The organism is Hafnia alvei, assembly GCF_034424155.1.
GTDB classification, from domain to species: Bacteria; Pseudomonadota; Gammaproteobacteria; order Enterobacterales; family Enterobacteriaceae; genus Hafnia; species Hafnia alvei.
This window is the reverse complement of sequence record NZ_CP139992.1, coordinates 582,416-607,419: the sequence shown is the minus strand read 5'-3', so window position 1 is coordinate 607,419 and position 25,004 is coordinate 582,416. Positions and strand designations below refer to the sequence as shown.

General features: G+C 51.0%; 30 protein-coding genes. 23 read left to right on the top strand and 7 right to left on the bottom strand.

All coding sequences use genetic code 11. From position 1 onward, the window contains the following. The first annotated feature begins 134 nt into the window (after window positions 1-134). Entirely contained in the window at window positions 135-1,106 is a 972-nt protein-coding gene (locus tag U0008_RS02840; RefSeq protein WP_025798939.1) for a TerC family protein, read from the top strand. Window positions 1,107-1,158: 52 nt separating this feature from the next. Here the strand turns inward: U0008_RS02840 and U0008_RS02835 are convergent, their stop codons facing one another. Beyond that, a complete protein-coding gene (locus U0008_RS02835; protein ID WP_043490784.1) occupies window positions 1,159-2,010 on the bottom strand; it encodes a DMT family transporter in 852 nt (283 codons plus the stop codon). A gap of 28 nt (window positions 2,011-2,038) precedes the next feature. Next, the gene (locus tag U0008_RS02830; protein ID WP_025798936.1) at window positions 2,039-2,935 is read right to left on the bottom strand and encodes a LysR family transcriptional regulator; all 897 of its coding nucleotides are present in this window, start codon (window positions 2,933-2,935) and stop codon (window positions 2,039-2,041) included. 110 nt (window positions 2,936-3,045) lie between these two features. Between U0008_RS02830 and U0008_RS02825 the strand changes: the two genes are divergently transcribed. Then, window positions 3,046-3,738: a pirin family protein gene (locus U0008_RS02825; protein WP_043490781.1), complete on the top strand. Its 693-nt coding sequence runs from the start codon at window positions 3,046-3,048 to the stop codon at window positions 3,736-3,738. A gap of 18 nt (window positions 3,739-3,756) precedes the next feature. On the opposite strand, the gene U0008_RS02820 is transcribed toward U0008_RS02825, so the two are convergent. Continuing rightward, window positions 3,757-4,335, bottom strand: coding sequence for a hypothetical protein (locus tag U0008_RS02820; RefSeq protein ID WP_043490779.1), 579 nt, complete (start codon window positions 4,333-4,335; stop codon window positions 3,757-3,759). Between the two features lie 201 nt (window positions 4,336-4,536). Here U0008_RS02820 and U0008_RS02815 point away from each other — a divergent pair, with 201 nt between their 5' ends. The 17 genes from U0008_RS02815 (at window position 4,537) to phnP (ending at window position 19,472) form a co-directional block, all read left to right on the top strand. Beyond that, the gene (locus U0008_RS02815; protein ID WP_043490776.1) at window positions 4,537-5,109 is read left to right on the top strand and encodes a hypothetical protein; all 573 of its coding nucleotides are present in this window, start codon (window positions 4,537-4,539) and stop codon (window positions 5,107-5,109) included. Window positions 5,110-5,461: 352 nt separating this feature from the next. Beyond that, entirely contained in the window at window positions 5,462-7,600 is a 2,139-nt protein-coding gene (nrdD, locus tag U0008_RS02810) for an anaerobic ribonucleoside-triphosphate reductase (RefSeq protein ID WP_025798930.1), read from the top strand. 148 nt (window positions 7,601-7,748) lie between these two features. After that, window positions 7,749-8,213: an anaerobic ribonucleoside-triphosphate reductase-activating protein gene (gene nrdG, locus U0008_RS02805; protein WP_043490764.1), complete on the top strand. Its 465-nt coding sequence runs from the start codon at window positions 7,749-7,751 to the stop codon at window positions 8,211-8,213. 314 nt (window positions 8,214-8,527) lie between these two features. Then, window positions 8,528-9,328 carry a phosphonate ABC transporter ATP-binding protein gene (gene phnC / locus U0008_RS02800; RefSeq protein WP_025798927.1) on the top strand — a complete coding sequence of 267 codons (801 nt, stop codon included), beginning with the start codon at window positions 8,528-8,530 and terminating at the stop codon, window positions 9,326-9,328. A 35-nt stretch (window positions 9,329-9,363) separates the two neighbouring features. Next, complete coding sequence (gene phnD, locus U0008_RS02795) at window positions 9,364-10,380, top strand: phosphonate ABC transporter substrate-binding protein (protein WP_025798924.1); 1,017 nt, start codon at window positions 9,364-9,366, stop codon at window positions 10,378-10,380. Between the two features lie 75 nt (window positions 10,381-10,455). Then, entirely contained in the window at window positions 10,456-11,250 is a 795-nt protein-coding gene (phnE, locus tag U0008_RS02790; protein WP_025798923.1) for a phosphonate ABC transporter, permease protein PhnE, read from the top strand. 20 nt (window positions 11,251-11,270) lie between these two features. Next, window positions 11,271-11,996 carry a phosphonate metabolism transcriptional regulator PhnF gene (phnF, locus tag U0008_RS02785; protein ID WP_043490761.1) on the top strand — a complete coding sequence of 242 codons (726 nt, stop codon included), beginning with the start codon at window positions 11,271-11,273 and terminating at the stop codon, window positions 11,994-11,996. Continuing rightward, on the top strand, window positions 11,997-12,470 hold the full coding sequence (gene phnG / locus U0008_RS02780; protein ID WP_043490758.1) for a phosphonate C-P lyase system protein PhnG: 474 nt from the start codon (window positions 11,997-11,999) through the stop codon (window positions 12,468-12,470). Next, entirely contained in the window at window positions 12,470-13,069 is a 600-nt protein-coding gene (phnH, locus tag U0008_RS02775) for a phosphonate C-P lyase system protein PhnH (RefSeq protein WP_043490756.1), read from the top strand. Before phnG ends, phnH begins: the two co-directional genes overlap by 1 nt. Beyond that, window positions 13,053-14,138 (top strand): carbon-phosphorus lyase complex subunit, encoded by a 1,086-nt coding sequence (locus U0008_RS02770; RefSeq protein WP_043490754.1) that lies wholly within the window; start codon window positions 13,053-13,055, stop codon window positions 14,136-14,138. The genes phnH and U0008_RS02770 overlap by 17 nt, the downstream gene beginning before the upstream one ends. Next, entirely contained in the window at window positions 14,131-14,994 is an 864-nt protein-coding gene (locus U0008_RS02765) for an alpha-D-ribose 1-methylphosphonate 5-phosphate C-P-lyase PhnJ (RefSeq protein WP_040046278.1), read from the top strand. Before U0008_RS02770 ends, U0008_RS02765 begins: the two co-directional genes overlap by 8 nt. Continuing rightward, on the top strand, window positions 14,991-15,797 hold the full coding sequence (gene phnK / locus U0008_RS02760; RefSeq protein ID WP_051874062.1) for a phosphonate C-P lyase system protein PhnK: 807 nt from the start codon (window positions 14,991-14,993) through the stop codon (window positions 15,795-15,797). The genes U0008_RS02765 and phnK overlap by 4 nt, the downstream gene beginning before the upstream one ends. A gap of 9 nt (window positions 15,798-15,806) precedes the next feature. Beyond that, on the top strand, window positions 15,807-16,496 hold the full coding sequence (phnL, locus tag U0008_RS02755; RefSeq protein ID WP_025798914.1) for a phosphonate C-P lyase system protein PhnL: 690 nt from the start codon (window positions 15,807-15,809) through the stop codon (window positions 16,494-16,496). A gap of 12 nt (window positions 16,497-16,508) precedes the next feature. After that, window positions 16,509-17,645, top strand: a complete 1,137-nt coding sequence (gene phnM / locus U0008_RS02750) for an alpha-D-ribose 1-methylphosphonate 5-triphosphate diphosphatase (RefSeq protein ID WP_043490751.1) — start codon at window positions 16,509-16,511, stop codon at window positions 17,643-17,645. Beyond that, on the top strand, window positions 17,645-18,202 hold the full coding sequence (gene phnN, locus U0008_RS02745) for a ribose 1,5-bisphosphokinase (RefSeq protein WP_025798907.1): 558 nt from the start codon (window positions 17,645-17,647) through the stop codon (window positions 18,200-18,202). The genes phnM and phnN overlap by 1 nt, the downstream gene beginning before the upstream one ends. A 32-nt stretch (window positions 18,203-18,234) precedes the next feature. Continuing rightward, window positions 18,235-18,693, top strand: coding sequence for an aminoalkylphosphonate N-acetyltransferase (phnO, locus tag U0008_RS02740; protein ID WP_038501940.1), 459 nt, complete (start codon window positions 18,235-18,237; stop codon window positions 18,691-18,693). A gap of 2 nt (window positions 18,694-18,695) precedes the next feature. Continuing rightward, a complete protein-coding gene (phnP, locus tag U0008_RS02735) occupies window positions 18,696-19,472 on the top strand; it encodes a phosphonate metabolism protein PhnP (RefSeq protein WP_043490749.1) in 777 nt (258 codons plus the stop codon). Here the strand turns inward: phnP and U0008_RS02730 are convergent. Beyond that, the gene (locus U0008_RS02730) at window positions 19,466-20,098 is read right to left on the bottom strand and encodes an NAD(P)H-binding protein (protein WP_025798901.1); all 633 of its coding nucleotides are present in this window, start codon (window positions 20,096-20,098) and stop codon (window positions 19,466-19,468) included. The genes phnP and U0008_RS02730 overlap by 7 nt on opposite strands. A 116-nt stretch (window positions 20,099-20,214) precedes the next feature. Then, window positions 20,215-20,655 carry a YhbP family protein gene (locus U0008_RS02725; protein WP_043490747.1) on the bottom strand — a complete coding sequence of 147 codons (441 nt, stop codon included), beginning with the start codon at window positions 20,653-20,655 and terminating at the stop codon, window positions 20,215-20,217. A gap of 68 nt (window positions 20,656-20,723) precedes the next feature. Between U0008_RS02725 and U0008_RS02720 the strand changes: the two genes are divergently transcribed. From U0008_RS02720 to U0008_RS02705, 4 genes are all read left to right on the top strand, one after another. Beyond that, complete coding sequence (locus tag U0008_RS02720; RefSeq protein ID WP_043490745.1) at window positions 20,724-21,023, top strand: GIY-YIG nuclease family protein; 300 nt, start codon at window positions 20,724-20,726, stop codon at window positions 21,021-21,023. A gap of 342 nt (window positions 21,024-21,365) precedes the next feature. Further along, window positions 21,366-21,776: a GNAT family N-acetyltransferase gene (locus tag U0008_RS02715; RefSeq protein WP_043490742.1), complete on the top strand. Its 411-nt coding sequence runs from the start codon at window positions 21,366-21,368 to the stop codon at window positions 21,774-21,776. A 25-nt stretch (window positions 21,777-21,801) separates the two neighbouring features. Then, window positions 21,802-22,491 (top strand): helix-turn-helix transcriptional regulator, encoded by a 690-nt coding sequence (locus tag U0008_RS02710; RefSeq protein ID WP_043490740.1) that lies wholly within the window; start codon window positions 21,802-21,804, stop codon window positions 22,489-22,491. 21 nt (window positions 22,492-22,512) lie between these two features. Further along, window positions 22,513-23,817: a cytosine permease gene (locus tag U0008_RS02705; RefSeq protein ID WP_043490738.1), complete on the top strand. Its 1,305-nt coding sequence runs from the start codon at window positions 22,513-22,515 to the stop codon at window positions 23,815-23,817. Between the two features lie 59 nt (window positions 23,818-23,876). On the opposite strand, the gene U0008_RS02700 is transcribed toward U0008_RS02705, so the two are convergent. Together U0008_RS02700 and ubiT are read right to left on the bottom strand one after the other, a co-directional pair. After that, window positions 23,877-24,380, bottom strand: a complete 504-nt coding sequence (locus U0008_RS02700) for a GNAT family N-acetyltransferase (protein ID WP_043490735.1) — start codon at window positions 24,378-24,380, stop codon at window positions 23,877-23,879. After that, a complete protein-coding gene (gene ubiT, locus U0008_RS02695) occupies window positions 24,374-24,895 on the bottom strand; it encodes a ubiquinone anaerobic biosynthesis accessory factor UbiT (protein WP_025798883.1) in 522 nt (173 codons plus the stop codon). Before ubiT ends, U0008_RS02700 begins: the two co-directional genes overlap by 7 nt. Between the last annotated feature and the right edge of the window lie 109 nt (window positions 24,896-25,004).

The following is a 25,004-nucleotide window of genomic DNA, read 5'->3' as shown; positions in this document are numbered from 1 at the left end:
GCGCTGGTATCGAGTTGTAAGTGAGACCTTGCCGGAAGGCGAGGTGCGCTTAAAACTCAGACAAGAGTCGTCGCTGTCGTCCTCCGTCATCGTGATTTTTGTATTTAATGAGTGTTACGAAGGATACTCCCATGATCAATTCCATTGGCTCTCCCCTGCTCTGGGGTAGTTTTGCCGTCATCGTCGTCATTATGCTCGCCGTCGATCTGCTGTTGCAGGGGCGTCGCGGTGCCACCACCATGACGCTGCGCCAAGCCGCCATCTGGTCGCTCGTATGGGTCAGCTTATCCCTCTTGTTCAACGCAGGTCTGTGGTGGTATCTCAGCGAAACCATGGGGCGCGTCGTTGCCGACAAACAGGCGCTGGCGTTCTTAACCGGTTATCTCATTGAGAAAGCGCTGGCCGTCGACAACGTGTTCGTTTGGCTGATGCTCTTCAGCTACTTCTCAGTACCGCCGAACCTGCAACGCCGCGTACTGGTTTACGGTGTGTTAGGCGCGATTGTGCTACGTACCATTATGATTTTCGCCGGTAGCTGGTTAGTCACCCAGTTCCAGTGGATCCTGTACGTATTCGGTGCTTTCTTGCTGTTTACCGGTGTGAAAATGGCCTTGGCAAAGGATGACGACGGCGATATTGGCGACAAACCGCTGGTGCGCTGGATCCGTAGCCATTTGCGCATGACCGACAAGATTGAAAACGAGCACTTCTTTACTCGCAGAAACGGCGTGTTGTTCGCCACGCCGCTGCTGTTGGTACTGATTCTGGTTGAGCTTAGCGATGTTATCTTTGCCGTAGATAGCATCCCCGCGATCTTCGCGGTCACCACCGATCCGTTCTTGGTATTAACGTCTAACCTGTTTGCGATTTTGGGTCTGCGTGCGATGTACTTCTTGCTGGCGGGCGTGGCAGAACGTTTCTCAATGCTGAAATACGGTCTGTCGGTGATTCTGGTGTTTATCGGCTTCAAGATGCTGATTATGGATCTGTACCACATCCCAATCGCAGTATCGTTAAGCGTAGTGGCTGGAATTTTAGTGCTGACGCTGGTGATTAACGTCTTTGTTAACCGCCGCAACGACCGTTTGAAATCACAAAGTGAATAACCGTTAAACGGAATGCCCCGGATTTTCTGGGGCATTTTTTTGCTTAGAGCCGTTAACTTCTGCGCCTTGCAGACCAAGCCACCGCAAAGATAATCAGCAAGCCACCTGAAACCATTCTCAGGCTTGGTACCTCATGGAACAACGCCCATGCAATCAGAATGGCGTACACCGGTTCTAGCGCAATAATCATCGCGGCAATACGCGCTTTCAGCGCTTGTAAACTACTGATAAACAAACTGTATGCTAATCCCGTGCAAATCAGCCCCAAGCAGGCAATCCACATCCAGTCCATCGCACTGACCAGCGGCAGTTCATGATAGGTAAACGGAAACAACAGCACGATAACGGCAAGGTTTTGCCACCAGCAGACCTGAGTGCCGTTCACGCTGGACGCCGAATGCCGATTCGCTAACGCCAGAATTGCATATATTAGGCCGGATAAAATGCCCCACAGCAGCCCTTCCGTTGCGCTGTTCTCGAAGTTGAAGCTCGGCGTCACCAATACCAGTCCTATAGTCACCAGCAGAATTAACACATATTCCGCCGACGACAGCTTCTCTCGATACAGCAGCCCTTCCAGAATCGCCACAAAGGCGGGGAAACAGGCAAAACCTAGCGTACCGACCGCAACCCCACCCACTTTCACCGCGATGAAAAACGTCACCCAGTGCGCGCACAGCAGCGCGCCACAGGCGCACAAACGCCCCACGCCGCGAGCATCAAGCTCACGCCACGGTAGGCGTTTTAGTTTTATCAATAACAGCGACATGGCCGCTAGCGCGAAAATCGCACGGCCAAAAACCAAGACGGCGGCACTGCTGGCAATGAGTTTGCCAAAGATACCTGAAATGCCAAATAGCACGGTAGCCCCGTGCATCAGCCATAGCGCACGGCGACGATCCATGCTCACTCCTCAAAAAATCGCTGAAGGATCAGCGGTTCATAAACAGCTTAGGGATCTCGCGCAGAAGCCAAGATTTTGCCTCGCCCATGCTGTCGCGACGCCACGCCATAATAATATCGGTTTCATGACTGTATTCGGCGCTCACCACCCGCAGGCGACCTTCGGCAATATCCTGTTCGACCAGCGGATAAGGCATAGTCGCAACGCCCAACCCATCGATAAGCGCCTGACGTTTATCCGCAATGGTGCTCACGGTCAAACGCTGTTGCTTATCAAGCAGTTGAACCGTCAACACGGGCCGCTCACGTGCGGTATCCGCCACGGCGATGCCACGATATTTCACCCGAACGGCGTCGGATAAAGGCTCAGGTTCTAAATGAATGGGATGATCAGGAGCGGCAACATAAACGCTCATCACCTTATAGAGCTTACGCACGTTGATCTCGGACGAAGAGCGAAAATGCATATCGGGTGCAATCACTATATCCGCACGCCCTTGCTCAAGACGTTCCCATGCCCCCGCTAAAACTTCGGTCATGAGAGACAATTGCGTATTGGCTTTTTTCGAAAGCTTATCCACCAGCGGGAAAAGCTGCGTGGCAGGTACCAAGGCTTCGCATACCACCGTAATGTGCGTTTCCCAACCGCGCGACAGCGCTTCCGCGTCTGTCGTCAGCTTGTCGGCCGCTTCAAGAAGAATGCGCCCACGTTCGAGCAACATACGTCCCACATTGGTAAATTTCGTACGATGACCAGAACGGTCAAACAACACCACATCCAGCTCTTCTTCCAGCTTTTGCATGGTGTAGCTTAAAGCTGAAGGCACTCGGCCTAATTCGTCTGCCGCCGCTGCAAAACTTCCACGACGATCGATGGCGTCCATGACCCGCAATGCTTCCAATGTCAGCGCGCGATCTTTACTCATAGCATCCTTCTATTCAGGAAATTTGAATATGGCGACCAGATTAACTGGCTAACAATCTCACGTCCAGACGCTTACCATGGTTATATCGATTATTAAGAGCCTTGAGCGCCATGATTACACAACGAAAAGCCCAAAACTGCGGACACGCTGACTATGGTTGGCTCAAGTCCCGCTATACATTCTCCTTCGGCCACTATTTTGACCCTAAGCTGATGGGATATGCGTCACTGCGCGTTCTCAATCAGGACGTACTGGCACCCGGAGCGTCATTACAGCCACGCACCTTCCCGCGCGTCGACGTATTGAACATTATTCTTGATGGTGACGTGGAGTATCGCGACAGCGAAGGCAGCTATACACAAGCCCATACTGGCGATGTGGTGTTACTCGCCACGCAGGGAAACATCAGCTACAGCGAACATAATCTCAATAGTGATAAACCGCTTACCCGCATGCAGCTATGGCTAAACGTCTGCCCAGAAAGGGAAAACGACGAGATCCAGCGCCTCACGCTGGTGGAAGAGCCTTATCGCTTGCTCGCTTCGCCCGAAGGCGACAACGGCAGCCTACAACTGCGCCAGCAGGTGTGGATCCATCATTTGGATCTTAAACCGGGTGAGCAGCACACGTTACATTTACACGGATCGCGCGCCTACGTGCAGTCGATCCACGGAAGCTACAAAACCCAGGATAGCGCCGAGCTGTTGGCCTGCGGCGACGGTGCCTTTATCAATGATGAAGAAAGCCTAACCCTCACCGCCGTCACACCGCTGCGCGCGCTGGTGATTGATTTGCCGGTGTGATTTTGAATTCCCTCTTGGTTAAAAGAGGGAATTTCGTCGCCACCGCGTGTGTTTCCAGATACTCCCTCCCCAGTAATGTCGCGATGACCACCAGTGCTTTTTACTGGAGCGACTAGAACTATTCCAAGATAATTGGGAAAAATTATTTTCTGGCCCCCACCAAATTTTCACTTCATCGTTTGGCAGCAAAAGAACATGCAAATACACTGCTCCCAGTTTACGTTCTGGCAATAATACTGTTTTATGTCGAATTTCTTCTTTAATTCCCTGAACCCGCTGATCTTGATACACACCAAAAACCCAATTAACCTCGACGAGCCTTTGTTTATCCCAATAACAACAAGCGCCCATTGATTGCATATCCTTACCCGATGAATCAATTACATTCACTTTAACTAATGGTCGATCCACATCAGTGTTGTTTTGAATATCGACTGTGATCTCGGTAAAACCGATCCATAAGATTACCCACAGCACATAAACGACTGGAAGAGGGACAACTAAAATCCACAGGACACGCCAAAACCAATGCCCCCAAACTTCATAACTCCGCGCTAGGGTTGCATCAAATTGTTCTAGCAGTCTAAAAAAACGCATCTCAATTCTGCTGTTCCATCAATGAGTATTTCATCGTCGCTGATGTATTAAGTACAAATCAACATAATGAGAAATTAAGATAAACTTAATAATTCATGTCATTAGAGTCTCTGGTTATTCCGATTGTTATCTGAATAATATGCCAAACTTACCGCTAATATCTGATTCTTAGCAGTGGAGAATCATCATAAGGATAATGATATGAATAATAAAAACAGATGCATCAAGAAAGACTATAAACTTATTATTTCTATCATCTTCTTCATTTTATTTATTTTTTATATCTCATGGGTATCCAGAATTTCAAACAACACCATCCTTATAAAACCAAATTCTGAAACTAAACTATCTTTAATTATCATAGGCATTATGGCTACAACAGCGGCTATCAGCGCCGCGAGACTAGCGTCTGCACCTCGTACCAGAAATGACTGTATTTTTATCTCAAGTATGTTTATCGCTGGCGGGTTAGTAGGGCTAACCTTATCGCTGAATGCGTTTGATGCTTACGTTTATCTATTTCCTGATAAAACAATTTCCTATACCAGCGATTATGATGTTTCGATTCCAGGCCCTTACAGGGGAAGATATCGCTGCGAGGCTGGCGTATGGCTGAAAGACATTTCTACTTCACGCTGGATCGAGCTTTGTTCTTCAAAAGAAGAGCTGAAAATCGGTAATAAACGGCAGCAAGGAATGGATGCGGTGTGGGTTACTGCACGAGTGAATCACGTAGGCAGTTATATTGTTGATTACCAATTTATTTTCAAATAACCGCTACAGATTCCTCACTACTCGTATCATTTATGAATAGGTTATTCACGTATTCTCTCCCTGACTACACTCCATTAACCATCCCCTCACCGCCTGCAAACAACTCTTGTTGCATTAAGAAAAACGACCTCGCTCTCGGTTTGTATAACGTTTCTACCGAAAATAAAAATCTTTGCGCTATGTCAAACTACTGCGCTTTAACTCAAATCAAATACCATATATAGTGTGTCTCACTTTAGAACATACCCATATGTAGTAGTTATCCACAAAACATCCACAAGACTGCGTCAAGCCTTATGGCACGCGGATTGTGGCTGTGGATAACACACAAAAAGGGAAAAGGAGCGACGCGGTGAAACCAATAGTGATTAAACGGGACGGTTGTCAGGTACCATTTGACGAACAGCGAATCAAGGAAGCTGTGGTGCGTGCTGCCCGAGCGGCAGGCGTTGATGATACTGATTATTGTGCAACCGTCGCCCGCGTAGTCGCTATGCAGATGGCCGATCTCGAGCGTGTTGATATCCATGTGATTCAAAACGCAGTAGAAAACCAGCTGATGGCAGGCAACTATAAGCAGCTTGCGCGTGCATACATTGAGTATCGTCACGACCGTGACGTATCTCGTGAACAACGTGGCCGTCTTAATCAGGAAATCCGTGGCCTGGTTGAGCAAAGCAATGCCGCTTTGCTGAACGAAAACGCTAACAAAGACAGTAAAGTCATCCCAACCCAGCGCGATCTGTTGGCGGGTATCGTGGCAAAACACTACGCGACGCAGCACATTCTGCCGCGCGACGTGGTGCTTGCGCATGAGCGCGGTGAAATTCACTACCACGATCTGGATTACTCTCCGTTCTTCCCAATGTTTAACTGCATGCTGATTGACCTTAAAGGCATGCTGACTAACGGCTTCAAGATGGGTAACGCAGAAATTGAGCGTCCTAAATCTATCTCAACCGCAACCGCCGTGACCGCGCAGATTATCGCTCAGGTCGCCAGCCATATTTATGGCGGCACCACGATAAATCGTATTGACGAAGTTCTGGCACCGTTTGTGACTGCAAGCTTCGAAAAACACCGTAAGACCGCTGAAGAATGGAATATTCCAGACGCAGAAGGCTATGCAAAAACGCGCACCGAAAAAGAGTGCTACGACGCCTTCCAATCTTTGGAATACGAAGTCAACACGCTGCATACCGCTAACGGTCAAACCCCGTTTGTCACCTTCGGCTTTGGCTTGGGAACCAGCTGGGAGTCTCGTCTTATCCAGCAATCTATCCTGAAAAACCGTATCGCAGGCTTAGGTAAAAACCGTAAAACTGCCGTATTCCCTAAACTGGTCTTCGCCATTCGCGATGGCCTGAACCACAAGTTTGGCGACGCTAACTACGATATCAAACAGTTGGCGCTAGAGTGTGCCAGCAAGCGTATGTACCCAGATATTCTTAACTATGATCAAGTGGTTAAGGTTACCGGCTCGTTCAAAACACCAATGGGCTGCCGTAGCTTCTTAGGTGTGTATGAAGAAAATGGTGAGATGATCCACGAAGGGCGTAACAACCTCGGCGTCATTAGCCTAAACCTGCCGCGTATCGCTTTAGAAGCTAAAGGTGACGAAGCTGCATTTTGGAAATTACTGGACGAACGTTTAGAGCTTTCTAAGAAAGCATTGATGACGCGTATTGCTCGTCTGGAAGGTATCAAAGCACGCGTTGCACCTATCCTCTATATGGAAGGTGCATGTGGTGTTCGCCTGAAAGCCGACGACAATATTGCTGATATTTTCAAAAATGGCCGTGCGTCAATTTCACTGGGCTATATCGGTATTCATGAAACGATGAATGCGCTGTTTGGCAACCAAACTCACGTCTTCGACGATGAAACCCTGCGCGCGAAAGCCGTAGCGATTGTTGCACGTTTACAGCAGGCAACCGACAGCTGGAAAGAAGAAACCGGCTACGGCTTCAGCTTATACAGCACGCCAAGCGAAAACCTGTGTGACCGCTTCTGCCGCTTAGATACCGCTGAATTTGGCGTTGTACCGGGCGTGACCGATAAAGGTTATTACACCAACAGCTTCCACTTGGACGTTGAGAAAAAAGTTAACCCATACGACAAGCTGGATTTCGAAGCGCCATACCCGCCATTGGCGAGCGGCGGCTTCATTTGCTACGGCGAATATCCAAACTTACAGCACAACCTGAAAGCGCTGGAAGACGTCTGGGATTATAGCTATAGCCGTGTCCCTTACTACGGCACAAATACGCCAATTGATGAGTGCTACGAGTGCGGTTTCACCGGGGAGTTTGAGTGTACCAGCAAAGGCTTTACCTGCCCGAAATGTGGTAATCACGATTCGGCTAAGGTCTCCGTGATCCGCCGCGTCTGTGGCTATCTGGGTAGCCCTGATGCTCGTCCGTTTAACGCCGGTAAGCAAGAAGAAGTTAAACGCCGCGTTAAGCATTTGAACAACGGGCAGATTGGTTAAATACAACGAATGACCCCACCCTAGCCCTCCCCTTAGCAGGGGTGGGAACCGTTCGGAGCGGATGGATAAAAACGCGATCCGCTCCTCCCCCTTCCAAGGGGGGAGGCTGGGAGGGGCTTACCTCCGCATTTTTTATAGATAAGCAGATATGAATTTCCATCAATATTACCCCGTAGACGTCGTCAACGGGCCGGGTACGCGCTGCACGTTATTCGTTGCCGGTTGTGTGCATGAATGCCCCGGTTGCTATAACAAAAGCACATGGCGCCTGAATTCCGGCATGCCGTTTACGCAAGAAATGGAAGATCAGATCATTGGCGATCTGAATGACACGCGCATCCCACGTCAGGGTTTATCTCTTTCCGGTGGCGATCCACTGCATCCGCAAAATGTGCCGTTTATTCTAAAGCTCGTACAACGCGTGCATGCGGAATGTGAAGGCAAGGATATCTGGGTTTGGACAGGCTATAAGCTTGACGAACTGAGCGATGCACAGCGTGAAGTGGTGGATTTAATCAACGTACTCATCGACGGAAAATTTGTGCAAGATCTCAAGGATCCGATGCTCATCTGGCGCGGCAGTGCGAATCAGGTTATTCACAAGCTGCGCTGAGCGCATCATTCAGCCGCTCATCAAAAGCATGCGGCACAATCACCGAAGGCACCCGTGATCCTACGGATACCTTCGATGTTATCCATTTCCCCTTAAAGCCAACGAGCAGGCAATACGCTGTCCAGAATGCACCGCTCAGCGCGGCTCAACGACACAATTTTTTCAATCTGCTTTGTATCCCTTCTCTATATGGCTGTCATCCTAACGCCTTCAACTATTCATATTTCTGCAACATATAAATAACCATTTTGTCATTTTCAATCGGCACCATGAGCGCAACTTAATTTGACCACCTCACTAAAGAGGGTTACGCCATGTCGATTATTCGAGTTACCAACCTCAGTAAAACATTCGCCGGTCAGCAGGCGCTGCACAGCGTTGGCATGGAAGTTCAACAAGGACAGATGGTGGCCTTGCTCGGCCCTTCTGGCTCAGGAAAATCCACGCTGCTTCGCCATCTAAGCGGACTTATCACCGGCGACCGCCATGATGACTCCCATATCGAATTATTAGGCCGCACCATTCAAAAGCAGGGACGTCTCGCGGCAGATATTCGCCGTAGCCGCAGCGATATTGGCTATATCTTTCAGCAATTCAATTTAGTGAATCGCCTGACGGTTCTCGAAAATGTGCTGATTGGTGCGCTAGGCGCAACGCCATTTTGGCGCACCTGTTGCGGTTGGTTCACTCAAGAACAAAAACAGCAGGCCATGCAGGCTCTCACTCGCGTGAGCATGGCCTCCTTCGCCCACCAGCGTGTATCCACGCTTTCCGGTGGCCAGCAGCAGCGTGTTGCCATTGCGCGTGCGCTGATGCAAAAAGCCAAAGTTATTCTCGCCGATGAACCCATTGCGTCACTGGATCCTGAGTCCGCCCGCATCGTGATGGAAACCCTGCTCGATATTAATCAAAAAGACGGCATCACCGTGGTGGTCACTCTGCATCAGGTGGATTACGCCCTGCGCTATTGCCAACGCGTCATAGCGCTGCGTCAGGGACATGTTTTCTACGATGGTGAGAGCGCGCATTTAGCACGCGAGCAAATTGAACATCTCTATCGCGGCGTAAACCGCGTCAACGTATCAACCACTGAAACCGAAGCCGTTGCGGCTTAATTCGAACCTTCAACATGCTCATAGGGAGTCATCACATGACTTACAAAACGGTAGCCGCGCTGGCTTTCACCAGCATGTTCAGCGTCTGTACCCTGCTTGGCACTGCACACGCTGAAGAACAGGCTCCGGCGCTCAACTTCGGCATTATTTCGACGGAATCCCAACAAAACCTAAAACCGCAGTGGGACCCGTTCCTCAAGGATATGGAGAAAAAGCTGGGTATGAAGGTCAATGCCTTCTTCGCCCCAGACTATGCAGGCATCATCCAAGGCATGCGCTTTAATAAAGTCGATATCGCGTGGTATGGCAACCTCTCGGCGATGGAAGCCGTGGATCGCGCCAACGGACAAGTCTTTGCGCAAACCGTGGCTGCAGATGGTTCACCTGGTTACTGGAGCGTGCTGATCGTGAATAAAGACAGCCCGATCAACAACGTTCAAGAAATGCTGGCTAAGAAGAAGGATCTTACCTTCGGCAACGGCGATCCTAACTCTACCTCCGGTTATTTAGTCCCCGGCTATTACGTTTTCGCTAAGAACAATACTGCCGCTAGCGACTTTAAACGCACCGTGAACGCTAACCATGAAACCAACGCGCTCGCCGTAGCGAACAAACAGGTTGACGTAGCGACCAACAATACCGAAAACCTCGATCGTCTGAAGATCACGGCTCCGGAGAAATTCAAAGATCTGAAAGTGATCTGGAAATCACCGTTGATCCCCGGCGACCCGATCGTATGGCGTAAAAACTTGCCAGAAGATGCCAAACAAAAGATCTACGGCTTCTTTATGAATTACGGCAAAACGCCGGAAGAACAACAGGTTCTAAAAGGCTTGAGCTGGGCACCGTTCCGCCCATCCAGCGATCTTCAACTGGTTCCCATCCGCCAGCTCTCACTGTTTAAGCAAACTCAGACGATCAAAGCCAACGAAGGTTTAAGCCCAACCGACAAAGCCACAAAAACCGCGGCGCTACAGGCTCAAATGGACGATCTCGATCGTCTGAGTTCGGCGCTAAACGCCATGAACAGTTTGAAAACAGCCACTCAGTAATTTGGCCTTCGCCTCCTAGCTCTGCATGCAGCAAAGCTGAGCTAGGAGAAAAGCGACACCAAATTGGAGATACAGATGCAAACCACTCAATCCACCGCAGCCCTAGTGCCCGAGCAAAAGCGTAGCTGGTTTAGCCTTTTCACCGGTGCCATTCTACTTGCGGTTCTCGCTTGGTCTTGGCATGGCGCGGAAATGGCTCCGCTCACGCTGTTTCGTGATGCTGGCAATATGGCGACCTTTGCCGCTGATTTCTTCCCGCCCGATTTTAGCCAATGGCAGCAATATCTTGGCGAAATGCTGGTAACGCTCCAAATCGCCGTTTGGGGAACCGCGCTTTCCATAGTGCTATCTATTCCACTAGGGCTGATGAGCGCCGAAAACCTCGTGCCGTGGTGGATCTACCAACCGACCCGCCGACTGATGGACGCCTGCCGCGCCATTAACGAAATGGTATTCGCCATGCTGTTTGTGGTGGCCGTTGGTCTTGGCCCATTTGCTGGCGTGCTGGCGCTATTTATTCATACCACCGGCGTTTTGGCGAAGCTGTTTTCAGAAGCGGTCGAGGCCATCGAGCCGGGCCCCATTGAGGGCGTCAAAGCCACCGGTGCCAACAAGTTGGAAGAGATCATCTACGGCGTTCTTCCTCAGGTTATGCCGCTGTGGATCTCTTATTCACTCTACCGTTTTGAATCCAACGTTCGCTCCGCCACCGTGGTGGGCATGGTGGGTGCCGGTGGTATCGGCGTCACCCTGTGGGAAGCCATCCGCGGATTTCAGTTCCAGCAAACCTGCGCGCTGATGGTGTTCATCATCGTCACGGTCAGCCTGCTGGATTTCATGTCTCAGCGTCTACGCAAGCACTTCATCTGATTAAAGAGGCTTTGTTTGTTATGCACTTATCTAGACATCCGACCAGCTTCCCCACCCGCTATCAAGAGATTGCGGCGTTATTGGAACAAGACCTACGCCAGCATTACCAGTGCGGAGACTATCTTCCCGCAGAGCATCAGCTCGCTGAACGTTATGAGGTAAATCGCCACACTCTGCGCCGCGCCATTGATGAATTAGTCGTTCGAGGCTGGGTGCAACGTCGTCAAGGCGTAGGCGTTTTAGTGTTGATCCGCCCGTTTGATTATCCGCTGCACTCACAGGCTCGCTTTAGTCAAAACCTATTGGAACAGGGTAGCCATCCCACCAGCGAGCGGTTGATCTCGGTGCTCCGCCCTACGGTTAGCCATATTGCCGATGCGTTAGGGATGGAAGAAGGCCAACAGGTTATTCATTTGCGCACCCTGCGCCGTGTAAACGGCGTGCCGGTATGCGTTATTGACCATTTCCTACCGGATCTCAGTTGGTGGAGCACGTTGCAAAACTTCACCAGCGGTTCGCTGCACGGTTATATCCAACAGCATCTTGGACGTGAACTTAGCCGCACTCAAACCCGCATTAGCGCACGCCGCGCACAGGCCAAAGAGAGCCGACTGTTAGAAATCGCCACCCACGCACCGCTGATGTGTGTTCGTACCTTAAATCACTGTGAAGGCCAGTCACAGCCTGCGGAGTATTCCGTTAGCCTGACGCGTGCCGACATGATCGAACTGACCATGGAGCACTAAATGGACGCCACACCGTCTCACTCTCATTATTCAATCGCTGAGCGCCAACGCTGGATGGCAACACTGGCGCACAGCCAGCCCGACGATCTTAATCCGCTGTGGGATGCCCTGCATCTGAACGCTTTGGAGTGGAAAAATATTCGCCCCGCAGAAACCGGCCTCACCCAAATACAGGCGCGTACCGGCGGGAGCGGCCAGCGATTCTTCCTTGGCGATGCCACGCTCACCCGCGCAGTCATTCAGCTCAGCAGCGGCACCTATGGCTACAGCTATCAGCTTGGCCGCGACAAATCTCACGCCGAGCGCTGCGCGTTAATCGACGCCCTGCTGCAAGAGCGCGAGCACAACATAACTTTGCTGGAAAACCTGATTAACCCACTCGCCGCACTGCAACAAGAACGACACCAGCAGCGCGCCCAAGAAATTGCAGCTAGCCGAGTAGACTTCTTCACTCTGGTTCGCGGAGATAACTAATGACGTTAATGACCGCTTTTACATTGCCCGTGCATGATGCACAAAACCATTTTCGCCGCCTGCTGAAAGCCATGAGCGAACCCGGCGTGATCGTGAATTTAAATAACACGCCAGAAGGCTGGCTGCCGCTCAACAGCGCCACTACCAGCGTGCTGTTAACCCTGAGTGATCAAGATACGCCAGTATGGTTCCCTCCCGAGCTAAGCTCGGAAACCGCGCAGCAAAATCTGCGCTTTCATACCGGCGCTCCGCTGGCCATTGAACCTTCACTGGCTGCCTTTACGGTCGTGAATGAACAGGTTACCGCTGAACAACTGGCTGATTTCGCGCAAGGTGAAGATGTCTCACCGGAAACCAGCGCCACGGTGATTGTGCAGGTAAAAAGCCTCAGCGGTGGCCACATGTTGCGCCTCACCGGCCCCGGCATTTTAGAAGAGCGCATGATTGCGCCCCAGATTTCAGACGTCGTGCTCAACGCCTTAACCGAACGTTCGCACAGCTTCCCGCTGGGCTGCGATTTCGTCTTTACCTGCGGCGAACGTCTGCTTGCCATTCCGCGCACCACGCTCGTGGAGGTGTTCGATGTACGTAGCCGTTAAAGGGGGCGAAAAAGCCATCGCCGCCGCCCACCGTTTGCAAGAACAGAAGCGCCGCGGATCGTCTCAGCTCAATGAACTCAGCGTTGATCAAATCGATCAGCAACTTACGTTAGCCGTCGATCGCGTGATGACCGAAGGCGGGATCTACGATAGACAACTTGCCGCGCTGGCGATCAAACAGGCCAGCGGCGATCTGGTCGAAGCCATCTTTTTACTGCGTGCCTATCGCACTACCCTACCGCGTCTGGCGGTCAGCGATGCCTTGGACACGCAGGATATGCGTTTAGAGCGCCGCATTTCGGCAGTGTATAAAGATCTGCCCGGTGGGCAAGTACTCGGCCCCACCTATGACTACACCCATCGGCTGTTAGATTTCACGCTGTTAGCCAACGGCGAAACGCCGGAAATCAACCGCGATGAAGCGATGAACGAATCGCATAGCCCGCACGTCTTCAACATGTTGGCACAGCAAGGGCTGGCACGCGCGGAACACGACAACGGCGCTGAACCCGATGACATCACCCGCACACCGCCGGTTTATCCCTGCTCTCGCTCTTCGCGTTTACAGCAGTTGGTGCGTGGCGACGAGGGCTATCTGCTGGCGCTGGGCTACTCCACTCAACGCGGCTATGGGCGTAACCATCCGTTTGCGGGAGAAATTCGCAGCGGCTATGTCAGCCTAAGCATTACGCCTGAAGAGCTGGGCTTTTCCGTCGATATTGGCGAGCTGTTGCTGACCGAATGCGAAATGATCAACGGCTTTGTTGCCCAACCCGATGATGCCCCGCATTTCACGCGCGGCTACGGCTTGGTGTTTGGCATGAGCGAGCGCAAAGCGATGGCGATGGCGCTGGTCGATCGCGCCCTTCAGGCACCCGATTACCAAGAGCAGATCAACGGCCCCGCTCAAGACGAAGAGTTCGTGCTGGCGCACGCCGATAGCGTAGAAGCCGCCGGGTTTGTCTCCCACCTTAAATTACCGCACTACGTTGATTTTCAAGCCGAGCTGGAATTACTCCACCGCTTACAACAGGAATTCAATGACCGTCAGGAGAATGCACATGACTAACGTGCTAACCGGTTACAGTTTAGCGGGCTATAACTACGGCTATCTCGATGAGCAGACCAAACGCATGATCCGCCGCGCGATCCTTAAAGCCGTGGCGATCCCCGGCTATCAGGTGCCTTTTGGCGGACGAGAAATGCCGATGCCCTATGGCTGGGGAACCGGCGGAATTCAGCTCACCGCCAGCGTGATTGGTGAAGCCGATACCTTAAAAGTGATCGATCAGGGCGCAGACGACACCACCAATGCGGTATCAATTCGCCGTTTCTTCCAGCGCGTTACCGGCGTTAACACCACAGAAGTAACCGCCGACGCCACGCTGATTCAAACTCGCCACCGCATACCTGAAACGCCGCTGCGCCAAGATCAAATCATCATCTATCAGGTTCCAATGCCTGAACCGCTGCGTTTTATCGAGCCGCGTGAAACCGAAACGCGAAAAATGCATGCGTTGGAGGAGTATGGCGTCATGCAGGTAAAACTGTATGAGGACATCGCACGCTTCGGCCACATTGCAACTACCTATGATTACCCCGTGAAGGTCAATCATCGTTATGTGATGGCTCCCTCACCGATCCCAAAATTTGATAATCCCAAGATGAACATGATGCCCGCGCTCCAGCTGTTTGGTGCCGGACGCGAAAAACGGATCTACGCCGTACCCCCGTTCACCAAAGTGGAAAGCCTCGACTTCGACGATCATCCGTTCAGCGTGCAGCAATGGGATCAGCCCTGCGCGATTTGCGGATCGCAGCACAGCTATTTGGATGAAGTGGTGCTCGACGATCAAGGCTCCAGAATGTTCGTCTGCTCCGACACCGATTTTTGCCGCCAGCACAGCGAGGCCAACGCGCAATGAACGCCACAGACTCGATCTTCTCAGCACCAGCCGACGATCTGCCGCTGCTTTCCGTGAACAATCTGACCCACCTGTATGCGCCGGGCAAAGGCTTTAGCGATGTCTCTTTCGATCTCTATCCGGGCGAAGTGTTGGGGATCGTCGGAGAGTCGGGATCCGGTAAAACAACGCTGCTGAAATCCATCTCCGCACGTCTCACCCCGCAGCAGGGAGAGATTCGCTATTTGAGCGCCCAAGGCATTCAGGATTTATACGCCATGAGCGAAAGCGACCGCCGTCGCCTGCTGCGCACCGAATGGGGCGTGGTGCATCAGCATCCGCTCGACGGGCTACGCCCGCACGTTTCGGCCGGTGGCAATATCGGCGAACGCTTAATGGCCGTAGGGCAACGTCATTACGGCAATATTCGCGCCGAAGCCATGCGTTGGCTGGAAGACGTGGAGATCCCAGCCACGCGTATTGACGATCTACCCACCACGTTTTCAGGCGGCATGCAGCAACGCCTGCAAATAGCGCGCAATTTGGTGACTCATCCGCGCGTTGTGTTTATGGATGAACCCACCGGCGGGCTTGATGTTTCAGTCCAGGCGCGCCTGCTCGATCTGCTGCGCACGTTGGTGGTCGAGCTTCAGTTAGCCGTAGTGATCGTGACCCATGATCTCGGCGTTGCTCGCCTGCTGGCGCATCGTTTGCTGGTGATGAAGCAAGGCAAAGTGGTTGAGAGCGGGCTGACGGATCGCGTATTAGACGATCCTCATCATCCGTATACCCAGTTGTTGGTTTCTTCCGTTTTACAAAACTGAGCGAAAATCATGACCATAACAACACGCTTGCGCGTAGAAAATCTGAGTAAAACCTTTGTGCTGCATCACCAAAACAGTATTCGTCTGCCGGTACTTTCAGACGCGTCATTGGAAGTGAACGCCGGTGAATGCGTGGTGTTGCACGGTCATTCAGGCAGCGGCAAATCAACGCTGTTGCGATCGCTTTATGCTAACTATCTGCCCGATGAAGGCAGCATCTGGGTACAACATCAGGGTGAATGGCTGGATATGGTGCAAGCCCCAGCAAGGCAGATCCTCGCCGTACGTCGCCAAACGATCGGCTGGGTCAGCCAGTTTCTACGCGTGATCCCACGCATTAGCGCATTAGACGTGGTGATGCAGCCGATGCTTGAACTGGGCTACGAACGTCAGGCCTGCGAACAAAAAGCGGCGGCGTTGTTAACCCATCTCAACGTTCCCCAACGCCTCTGGCATTTGGCACCTTCCACTTTTTCCGGCGGCGAGCAGCAGCGCGTGAATATCGCCCGTGGGTTCGTGGTTGATTATCCCATTTTGTTGCTCGATGAACCTACGGCGTCGCTCGATACCACCAATAGCGCCGCGGTGGTGAGTTTGATCGATCAAGCCAAAGCACGTGGTGCCGCTATCGTCGGGATCTTCCATGATGAAGCCGTGCGCGACCATGTTGCAGATCGTCTGCATGTAATGAGTGAATAGCGGAGCAAAACCATGATCGTGAACAATGTAAAACTGGTGCTGGAAAATGAAGTGGTGGCAGGTTCGCTTGAGGTTCAAGACGGCGTGATCCGCGCCTTTGCCGATAGCGATAGCCGTTTGCCCGAAGCCATAGACGGCCACGGCGGCTGGCTGCTGCCCGGTTTAATTGAGCTACATACCGATAATTTGGACAAGTTTTTCACTCCACGACCAAAGGTCAGCTGGCCTGCGCATTCTGCCATGAGCAGCCACGATGCGCTGATGATTGCCAGTGGGATCACCACGGTGCTTGATGCCGTAGCTTTGGGTGACGTGCGCGACGGCGGCGATCGCTTAGATAATCTGGAAAAAATGATCAACGCGGTGATCGACAGCCAGCAGCGCGGCGTCAATCGCGCTGAGCACCGCCTACACCTGCGCTGCGAGTTACCTCATCACAGCACGCTTCCCCTGTTTCAACAGCTGGTGGAGAAACGCGGTGTGTCACTGGTTTCATTGATGGACCACTCTCCCGGCCAGCGCCAATTCGTTAACCCGCAGAAATATCGCGAATACTTTCAGGGCAAATACCATCTCAGCGATGAGCAAATGGATGATTATGAACGTGAACAGCTGGAGAATGCCGAGCGCTGGTCACAGCCTAATCGACACGCCATCGCTGAACTCTGCCGCACGCGCGGTATTGCGCTCGCCAGCCATGATGATGCCACCGAAGCACATGCCGATGAATCGCATCAGTTAGGCAGCGTGATTGCCGAATTCCCCACCACGATAGAGGCGGCACATGCATCACATCAACGCGGTCTACATGTCATGATGGGTGCCCCCAATATTGTGCGAGGCGGCTCGCATTCCGGTAACGTCGCGGCTCATGAATTAGCTGCGCTCGGCGTATTGGACATTCTGTCATCCGACTATTATCCCGCTAGCCTGTTGGATGCCGCGTTTTGCGTCGCTGCCAGCGAGAACAATTCGTTTACGCTGCCTCAGGCAATGTCATTAGTGACACGCAATCCGGCGAAAGCGCTGGGGTTGTCCGATCGTGGCGTGCTTGCGGAAGGCAAAAGAGCGGACTTGGTATTAGCTCAACGCCACGGCGAGCATATTCATGTGAATCACGTCTGGCGTGAAGGGATACGGGTGTTCTAATGGCAAAATTAATTTATCTGGTAGGCGCGTCGGGCTCAGGTAAAGACAGTTTGCTTCAGGCGTTACGCGAGCAGCAAACCGCTCCGCTGCTCGTCGCCCATCGCTACATTACCCGAGCCTGTCATGCGGGCTCGGAAAACCACATTGAGCTCAGCGAGAACGAGTTTATACAGCGGCGCAGCCAAGGACTTTTTGCGCTGCACTGGCAGGCTAATCAGCATTATTATGGGTTGGGTATAGAAATAGATCAGTGGCTAGCTCAGGGGATTAACGTGGTGGTCAACGGTTCTCGCGCCCATCTGCCTATCGCCCGTGAGCGCTACGGCGATCGAATTCAGGCCGTGTGTTTGCAGGTTTCTCAAGCCACCTTGCGCCAGCGTTTATTAGCGCGAGGACGCGAAACGCCGCTGCAAATAGAGCAGCGTTTGCAACGTGCACAGGATTATCAATTACCGGAAAGCGCACGCTGCGACTATCTGAATAACAATGATGATTTGCAGCATACGTTGCGGGAGTTTTTGCGCCTCGTAGAGCGCACTATTGCTGTTTCCGTTTAATTTTTTGTTTCACCATCACGTAGAGGTTCTGTATGCCAGAGACGACTTCTCCCCATATCATTTTACGCCCCGCCACCGCGCTGGATGAAAACACGGTGTATCACCTGATGTGTGAACTTGAGCAATGTGAGTTTGACCGCCTCGCATTTGCCAAAGGCTATGCGCTCAATTTGGCCAATCCAAATATGCATTATGCGCTAGCCACACAGGACGGCGAGGTGCTGGGATTTATTAGCCTTCATCTGCAATATCATCTGCATCACGTCAACTGGATTGCCGAAATTCAGGAGCTGATCATTACGCCGCAGGCGCGTGGCGCTGGCGTGGGTAAACGGCTCTTGCGTTGGGCGGAAGATACGGCACGTGAATTAGGGGCGGAGCAGACCGAGCTGTCTACCCGCGCAACGCGTTATGACGCGCATCGTTTTTATCAGCGTGAAGGCTATCTTCACACTCACTTTCGCTTCGTCAAACCGCTGTCGGATCAGTAACGATGTCCAAGCTTACTCTCACATTTTTAGGCACCGGCGGAGCACAGCAGGTGCCCGCTTTTGGCTGTCATTGCATTGTCTGTCAGCGAGCCAGAAAACAGCCGCAATATCGGCGAAAACCCTGTAGCGCCATGCTGGAATATAACGGCAGCCGAACGCTGATTGACGCAGGTTTGCACGATCTCGCCGAACAGTTTACACCTGAGCAAATTAACCAGTTTTTGCTAACGCATTACCATATGGACCATGTCCAGGGATTATTTCCACTGCGCTGGGGCGTGGGTGATAGCATTCCCGTCTATGGGCCGCCAGATGAAATGGGCTGCGACGATCTGTTTAAGCATCCCGGCATACTTGATTTCAACCATACGCTCACGGCGTTTGAAACCATCCAGCTGCAAGGATTAAGTATCACCCCGCTTCCGCTCAACCATTCAAAACTCACTTTTGGCTATCTATTCACAACCCCCCATCATCGAATCGCTTATCTGACGGATACCGCAGGCTTGCCCGAAGCTACCGCGAGTTTTTTGTGCCAGCAGCCGCCTGAAATCATGATTATCGACTGTAGCCATGAGCCACGCCCAAGCACGCCGAAGAACCACAGCGATCTCAATACGGTGATAGCGTTAAAACAGCGGATAGGCTGCGAGAAAATTTGGCTGACCCACATTAGCCACCAGTTTGATGCGTGGATGCTGGAAAATTCGCTTCCCGAAGGTATTGAAGCGGCCAGAGATGGATTAGCGCTGACCGCAGATGAGAGTGGCAACTATTGAGAATATTTTTGAATCTGTTCTGACTCGATGATCTGCAAACGATAAGGCGCTGGGTTACGTGCAGATTTCAGCATCGCCATCGCTACGGCTGAAGCTTCCACGGCTTTCCATTTCTCTGGCAGCAGCTTAAAGATAGGTTCTGAAATTTGCTCTAACAGGCGTGGTTTTGGCCTGTCGCCTTGTAACATTGACGGACGCACTATCGTGAGATGCTGCCACGCTTGCAGCTCTAACGCCTTCTCCATTTCCCCTTTCGTGCGGCTATAGAGGAACGAAGACTGTGGATTCGCGCCAAGCGCACTCACCACTGAATAATGCTGGCAGCCATTTTTTAGCGCCACCGACCCACACTCAACCACCAGCGTATAATCTACATAGCGAAATGCGGCATCGCTGCCAGCATCTTTGCGCGTAGTACCCAAGCAACAAAATGCGATATCAATAGGGGTCGTCCATGTTGCCATCGTCGCGCACAGATCGTCTGCAACCGGATTCACCAGTTTTTCTGACGGCGGTAAGGGCTTACGCGTTGGGGCATAGATCTTGCTGATGCCCGGATCCTGTTCTAGAAGTTTGAGTAATTCACTTCCGACTAAACCCGTTGCGCCTAACAATAAAATTTTCATCCGTTTTCCTCCCTGTCTTGAGTATAACGCGAGAAAAGCGACAGGTAAGGACTTCAAGCAATTAGTTTCAGTGATATATATCTAACTTTTCCGTCGTCATAATGATTATGTCGCCGTTATTCCTGCGCAGGGGTTCGCTCCCAGCGAATTTTTTTCGCAAAGCCTAATTTATTGTCCGTCATTTTTATTTGGTTGAGCGAAAGCTGCCAAACAGGCGCAGGCATTAAACGGGCGGCGGGGAATTGCTGATAATAGCGGCTACGCGCCAGATGCTCATTTTCATCTTCTAATATTACCGCCTCGCCAGAAAACTGCAGGCCACGGATCAGCGCAATGGTTTTGGTTTGATGCGCGATGGTTCCCGCGACCCGAGGATTTTTAAGCAACATTCCACCGTGACGGGTACGCGTTTCCGTCATGAAATAGAGCGCCATACGCTCTTCATCAAAGACGTAGAAACAGTTGGCACACCACATTTCCCCCTCCCAACAGGTTCCAAGCGTTAACACATGCTGGGCATGCAGGAAGCGGCAAATATGCTCTTTATCAGTCGTCATGGGTAGGTCTCACAGGCCGTGATGGATAAGGGTATAATGTCATGAAACGGCTAACCGATTAAATCCTAATGACTACCGAACCGCATCAAACCCGCTGGTATCTCTATCTCATACGCACCGCATCAGGCGCGCTTTATACCGGTATTACCACCGACGTGGAACGCCGCTATCAGCAACATCAGAATGGTACAGGCGCGAAGGCGTTACGTGGCAAGGGGCCATTACAGTTAGCATTTTCATGCTTAGTGGGTGAGAGGGGGCAAGCTCTGCGGTTGGAATATCGAATTAAACAACTGAATAAAGCACAGAAAGAGAAATTGGTGACGGAAAGACCAGAATTACTCGAGGAATGGTTTGGGATAGCGTAAATAAACAAGAAAGTTTATTAATGCAGGAAAAAATATGCGGCTCCCCTTTGGCAATTGACTGTTGCTCTAGCGGTGGAGCCGTAAAAAACGGCTGGTTTTTCTTTATAGCGCCCTGGTGAGGCGAAATCAGCATCTTCAGACAGAGCGCCACAAACAGCGAAGGTTACGAGGCACGTCGTTATTTATTTAACTCTGTCACATTCAATATAAACACTGAGCATCAATCCGTGAACGGGTGAAAACCACCCTTGAAACACTTTAATAAAAGTGATACTAAAATTGGTTTAGCTCAATTCGTTTAATTACAACCCTAATTATTTACAGGCAAAGGTATCTTTCACCATGAACATCAATATTACGGATGCGCCAAACCCGCAGGATGAAGAGTATGTCATTGACAGTCTCTGGGCGCACAATAGCAAAACCGAAGCCGTCGATATTCATCCGCTATTTTTAACCGTCACCGACGATGCAGGGAAAATCGTTGCGGGTTTGGTGGCAAGAACTTGGTGGGGCGGACTTGAAGTTCAATATCTGTGGGTCAGCGACGAATACCGTAAAAGTGGATATGGTCGCCAACTGATGGAAAATGCTGAAAAAGAGGCGCTAAAGCGCGGTTGCCACATGGCTTATGTCGATACTTTCGATTTCCAAGCCAGAGGTTTTTATGAAAAATTAGGCTATCGTGTATATGGTGATTTAGGCGGGTATGCCCACAGATTTACTCGGCACTATCTGGCAAAAGAACTCTAATACATTCTTGAGCGGAGAGGTTGTCATGGATTTGCCCGACAAAAATAATGACATTTATTTCAAGGGCCTGATTGCCATGATGGAACACTTGAGTGAACCGTGGGGCATCAAAGATCTGCACTCTCGCCATGTCTATATGAATCAGGCAGCTTATCTCTATACCAATATCCCCCTTAATTTCGATATCGAAGGTAAAAGGGACGATGAATTCCCCGCCCATTGGGCTGAGCTCTCTCCTGAATTTATAGAGCACGATAAAAGAACTGAAGAATCTCAGGATCGCGTCACAGTAATAGAAACACATTACTGGTACGGGAAAGAATTTCTCATGCCTTATATCAGTGAAAAATTGCCTATTTTTAATGAAAAAAAAGAATTAATCGGTGTGATGTGGAACGCCAAACCGCTTAATAGCCTATCTCCGTTCAAATATATAAACCAACAGAAACCCAGCATCCTCACCACTGAAATTAATAATACAACGTTCACTCGTTCAGAATTAGACGTTATATTTTTAATGTTGCAACGACGCTCGGTTAAAGAAATCGCAAAAATATATAACATCAGCACCAAAACAATAGAAAACAGAATATACACCATTTACCAAAAATCTGATGTCCATACGCAGCAACAATTTGAGGAGTTTTGCAAAGTTGCGCACTTGGATAATTATATTCCCGACCGGTTAGTGGCAAAAGGGATTCAGTTTATCTAAACAACAAGGGTATACCTTATCGTGATCAAAATTGAAGATTATCCATTGAGCAGAGTGCCACAGGATAAAAGGGTTTCATTTTTAAGCGTCGCTATCGTTCATATGGGTATGTTGACCGCACTAGATCAGTTCATGCTGGGCGCGGTATTGGGTAATTCCATGTCGCTAACGGATGCATTTACGGCCATCTTGATCGGCAGCGTCATATTTGGCGTTGTCACCTATGGCTTGGGTTTAGCGGGAATGCGCGAAGGGATATCCGGCAGCCTGTTGGCGCGCTGGTGTGGTTTTGGTCGTTTGGGCTCAGTGCTGATCGGCGTGGTAGTCGCCGTCAGTTTGCTCGGCTGGTTTGGGATCCAAAATGCTATTTTTGCCAAATCCTTGGACTTTGCACTCGGCCACAAGCTGGGCTTTGGCTGGGCCGCCGCCCTATCCGGCAGCTTCCTCACCATATTGGTCGCATTTGGTTTCAAAGCTTTGCGCATTGCAGCCAGAATCGCCGTGCCGATGTTTATTCTGCTGGTCGCCTATATATCCTTTCATGTTTTATCTGGCCATAATTTGCCGGAAATCATGCAACTGGCACCGCACGGTGAACCGCTATCTATCAGCGCCGGTATTACTATCGTCGTGGGTGGCGCGATTGTCGCCAGCCTGATGACGCCCGATTTAACGCGTTACTCTAAAAACAAAAAGCATGTGTTGGGCGTCACTATCGCCACCATCGTTGCCGGTGAGTTTATCATCAATGGGTTGGCGATTCTGATTGCCAAAACCTTAGGCACCGCGGACGTAGTGACGATCATGGCACAAGCCGCGGGCGGTGCGGGTCTACTGGTCGTCGTGTTCTCAACGTTAAGAGTTAACGATCTCAACCTCTACTCGTCTTCACTCGGCATCGTGAATGCGGTCGAAGGACTGACCGGCAAGAAGCTGAAATACATCTCTACCACATTGGTTATTGGTGTATTAGGCACCACGCTTTCCGTGCTGGGTATTCTGGATCGCTTTGTTGATTTCCTGACCGTGCTGGGCGTGGTTTTCCCACCGATTATCGGCATTATGCTGGTGGACTATTTTATCCTGCGTTCTCATCGCCATATTTTGGATAAGACTCGCGCGGCGGGGAAACTGCCGAATGACAGCCAAACGCCGGTTATTGGTTGGGCTGCTATTATCGCCAGTGTTGTCGGGAGTGTTGTAGGGCTGGTTACCGAGTGGGGGATCCCAACGATCAATTCGTTGCTTGCCGCCAGCTTGATATATTGGCTGTTTAAAGTTGCGGTCAATCGCAACCAAAAGCCCGTTGAGACAGAAATCGCCTAGCTTTGCTGCATAAACGCTGGATACTCCCTGAAAACAGGGAGTATCCATGGGCATCAAACTCAGCCGCGTCCAAACGGGGCTGAATACTCAACCACCCCTTTGCAGTTTTCCATTTCACCATCGGCTAATGGGTAAACCTGAAACGACGCTTCAGTGCCCGGAAGTCTGCTACGCAAGCCATGTTCTGCGGCATTCTGAAAACCAAAACGGCTGAAATAGGCCGGTTCACCGAGCACGACAACGGCGGAATAACCAAATTCATTCAGGGAGTCTAACCCTTCATAAATGATTTTTTCTGCCAGCCCCTGACGACGGTGAGCTTCATCCACCACCACCGGAGCAAGGCCTACGCATTGGCGGTCTTCACCATCAACATAAACCGGGCTGAAAGCCGCGTATCCAACCACGCCGCCCTCTTCATCGGTAGCAACAACGCCTAGCGTTAGCAGGCCATCCTCACGTAGACGATGTACAAGCTCCGCTTCTTCACTGGTTGGGAACGCGTTGCGTAGCAGCTGATCGATACCAGCAGCATCAACAGGAATTTCAACGCGAATTAGCATGGTGAAACCTCTTGGGTAGCGGGCGGTGATGCTTCTTTCATACCTGCATCAACAAATTCAGCCAACTGTAACAGACCAAAACGCAGCGGCTTAGGCATGGCATCTAAATCTATCGCATCCATCAAGTTTTTGACATATAAGCCAAGCTCAGTATCCCCTTCAATACGTAAGCGGCGTTGGAAAAATAGCGTATCAGGATCTTCTTTACGTGCCGCAATCAGAATCAAATCGTTGGCATCTGCGCTGAAGCTGACATCAGCCTCTTGATGCTGGCTGACCTGTAGTTTGCCTTGGTTAACGGTGACAAACCACTTTAAGCCAAGATCGCGTACTTCGACCTTCAGCCAACGATCTTCCAGAAATTCAAGCTCATCATCCTCAAGCGCCTGACGAAATTGCCAGCCCAGCAGTTGTTCCAGCACCTGTCGTTGTAAAGCAAACGGCGTGAATTTTAACGGGACGCTTAAAAACGCCGGACCTTGACGCACTAAACGTGCTCGTAATTTTTCCAACACTGGAATAACTCCTTTTGATACGGGTGCGGGTATTTTGCCACATTAACAGCGCAAGACAGCGCGCTATATCAACAAAACGAACCCTTATTAGTTTGGCACGCATAGAGCG

Coding starts and splice junctions, on each gene's coding strand:
- U0008_RS02835 (WP_043490784.1), bottom strand. CDS start 2,010: ATGGATCGTCGCCGTGCGCTATGGCTGATGCACGGGGCTACCGTGCTA.
- U0008_RS02830 (WP_025798936.1), bottom strand. CDS start 2,935: ATGAGTAAAGATCGCGCGCTGACATTGGAAGCATTGCGGGTCATGGAC.
- U0008_RS02825 (WP_043490781.1), top strand. CDS start 3,046: ATGATTACACAACGAAAAGCCCAAAACTGCGGACACGCTGACTATGGT.
- U0008_RS02820 (WP_043490779.1), bottom strand. CDS start 4,335: ATGCGTTTTTTTAGACTGCTAGAACAATTTGATGCAACCCTAGCGCGG.
- U0008_RS02815 (WP_043490776.1), top strand. CDS start 4,537: ATGAATAATAAAAACAGATGCATCAAGAAAGACTATAAACTTATTATT.
- nrdG (WP_043490764.1), top strand. CDS start 7,749: ATGAATTTCCATCAATATTACCCCGTAGACGTCGTCAACGGGCCGGGT.
- phnC (WP_025798927.1), top strand. CDS start 8,528: ATGTCGATTATTCGAGTTACCAACCTCAGTAAAACATTCGCCGGTCAG.
- phnD (WP_025798924.1), top strand. CDS start 9,364: ATGACTTACAAAACGGTAGCCGCGCTGGCTTTCACCAGCATGTTCAGC.
- phnE (WP_025798923.1), top strand. CDS start 10,456: ATGCAAACCACTCAATCCACCGCAGCCCTAGTGCCCGAGCAAAAGCGT.
- phnF (WP_043490761.1), top strand. CDS start 11,271: ATGCACTTATCTAGACATCCGACCAGCTTCCCCACCCGCTATCAAGAG.
- phnG (WP_043490758.1), top strand. CDS start 11,997: ATGGACGCCACACCGTCTCACTCTCATTATTCAATCGCTGAGCGCCAA.
- phnH (WP_043490756.1), top strand. CDS start 12,470: ATGACGTTAATGACCGCTTTTACATTGCCCGTGCATGATGCACAAAAC.
- U0008_RS02770 (WP_043490754.1), top strand. CDS start 13,053: ATGTACGTAGCCGTTAAAGGGGGCGAAAAAGCCATCGCCGCCGCCCAC.
- U0008_RS02765 (WP_040046278.1), top strand. CDS start 14,131: ATGACTAACGTGCTAACCGGTTACAGTTTAGCGGGCTATAACTACGGC.
- phnK (WP_051874062.1), top strand. CDS start 14,991: ATGAACGCCACAGACTCGATCTTCTCAGCACCAGCCGACGATCTGCCG.
- phnL (WP_025798914.1), top strand. CDS start 15,807: ATGACCATAACAACACGCTTGCGCGTAGAAAATCTGAGTAAAACCTTT.
- phnM (WP_043490751.1), top strand. CDS start 16,509: ATGATCGTGAACAATGTAAAACTGGTGCTGGAAAATGAAGTGGTGGCA.
- phnN (WP_025798907.1), top strand. CDS start 17,645: ATGGCAAAATTAATTTATCTGGTAGGCGCGTCGGGCTCAGGTAAAGAC.
- phnO (WP_038501940.1), top strand. CDS start 18,235: ATGCCAGAGACGACTTCTCCCCATATCATTTTACGCCCCGCCACCGCG.
- phnP (WP_043490749.1), top strand. CDS start 18,696: ATGTCCAAGCTTACTCTCACATTTTTAGGCACCGGCGGAGCACAGCAG.
- U0008_RS02730 (WP_025798901.1), bottom strand. CDS start 20,098: ATGAAAATTTTATTGTTAGGCGCAACGGGTTTAGTCGGAAGTGAATTA.
- U0008_RS02725 (WP_043490747.1), bottom strand. CDS start 20,655: ATGACGACTGATAAAGAGCATATTTGCCGCTTCCTGCATGCCCAGCAT.
- U0008_RS02720 (WP_043490745.1), top strand. CDS start 20,724: ATGACTACCGAACCGCATCAAACCCGCTGGTATCTCTATCTCATACGC.
- U0008_RS02715 (WP_043490742.1), top strand. CDS start 21,366: ATGAACATCAATATTACGGATGCGCCAAACCCGCAGGATGAAGAGTAT.
- U0008_RS02710 (WP_043490740.1), top strand. CDS start 21,802: ATGGATTTGCCCGACAAAAATAATGACATTTATTTCAAGGGCCTGATT.
- U0008_RS02700 (WP_043490735.1), bottom strand. CDS start 24,380: ATGCTAATTCGCGTTGAAATTCCTGTTGATGCTGCTGGTATCGATCAG.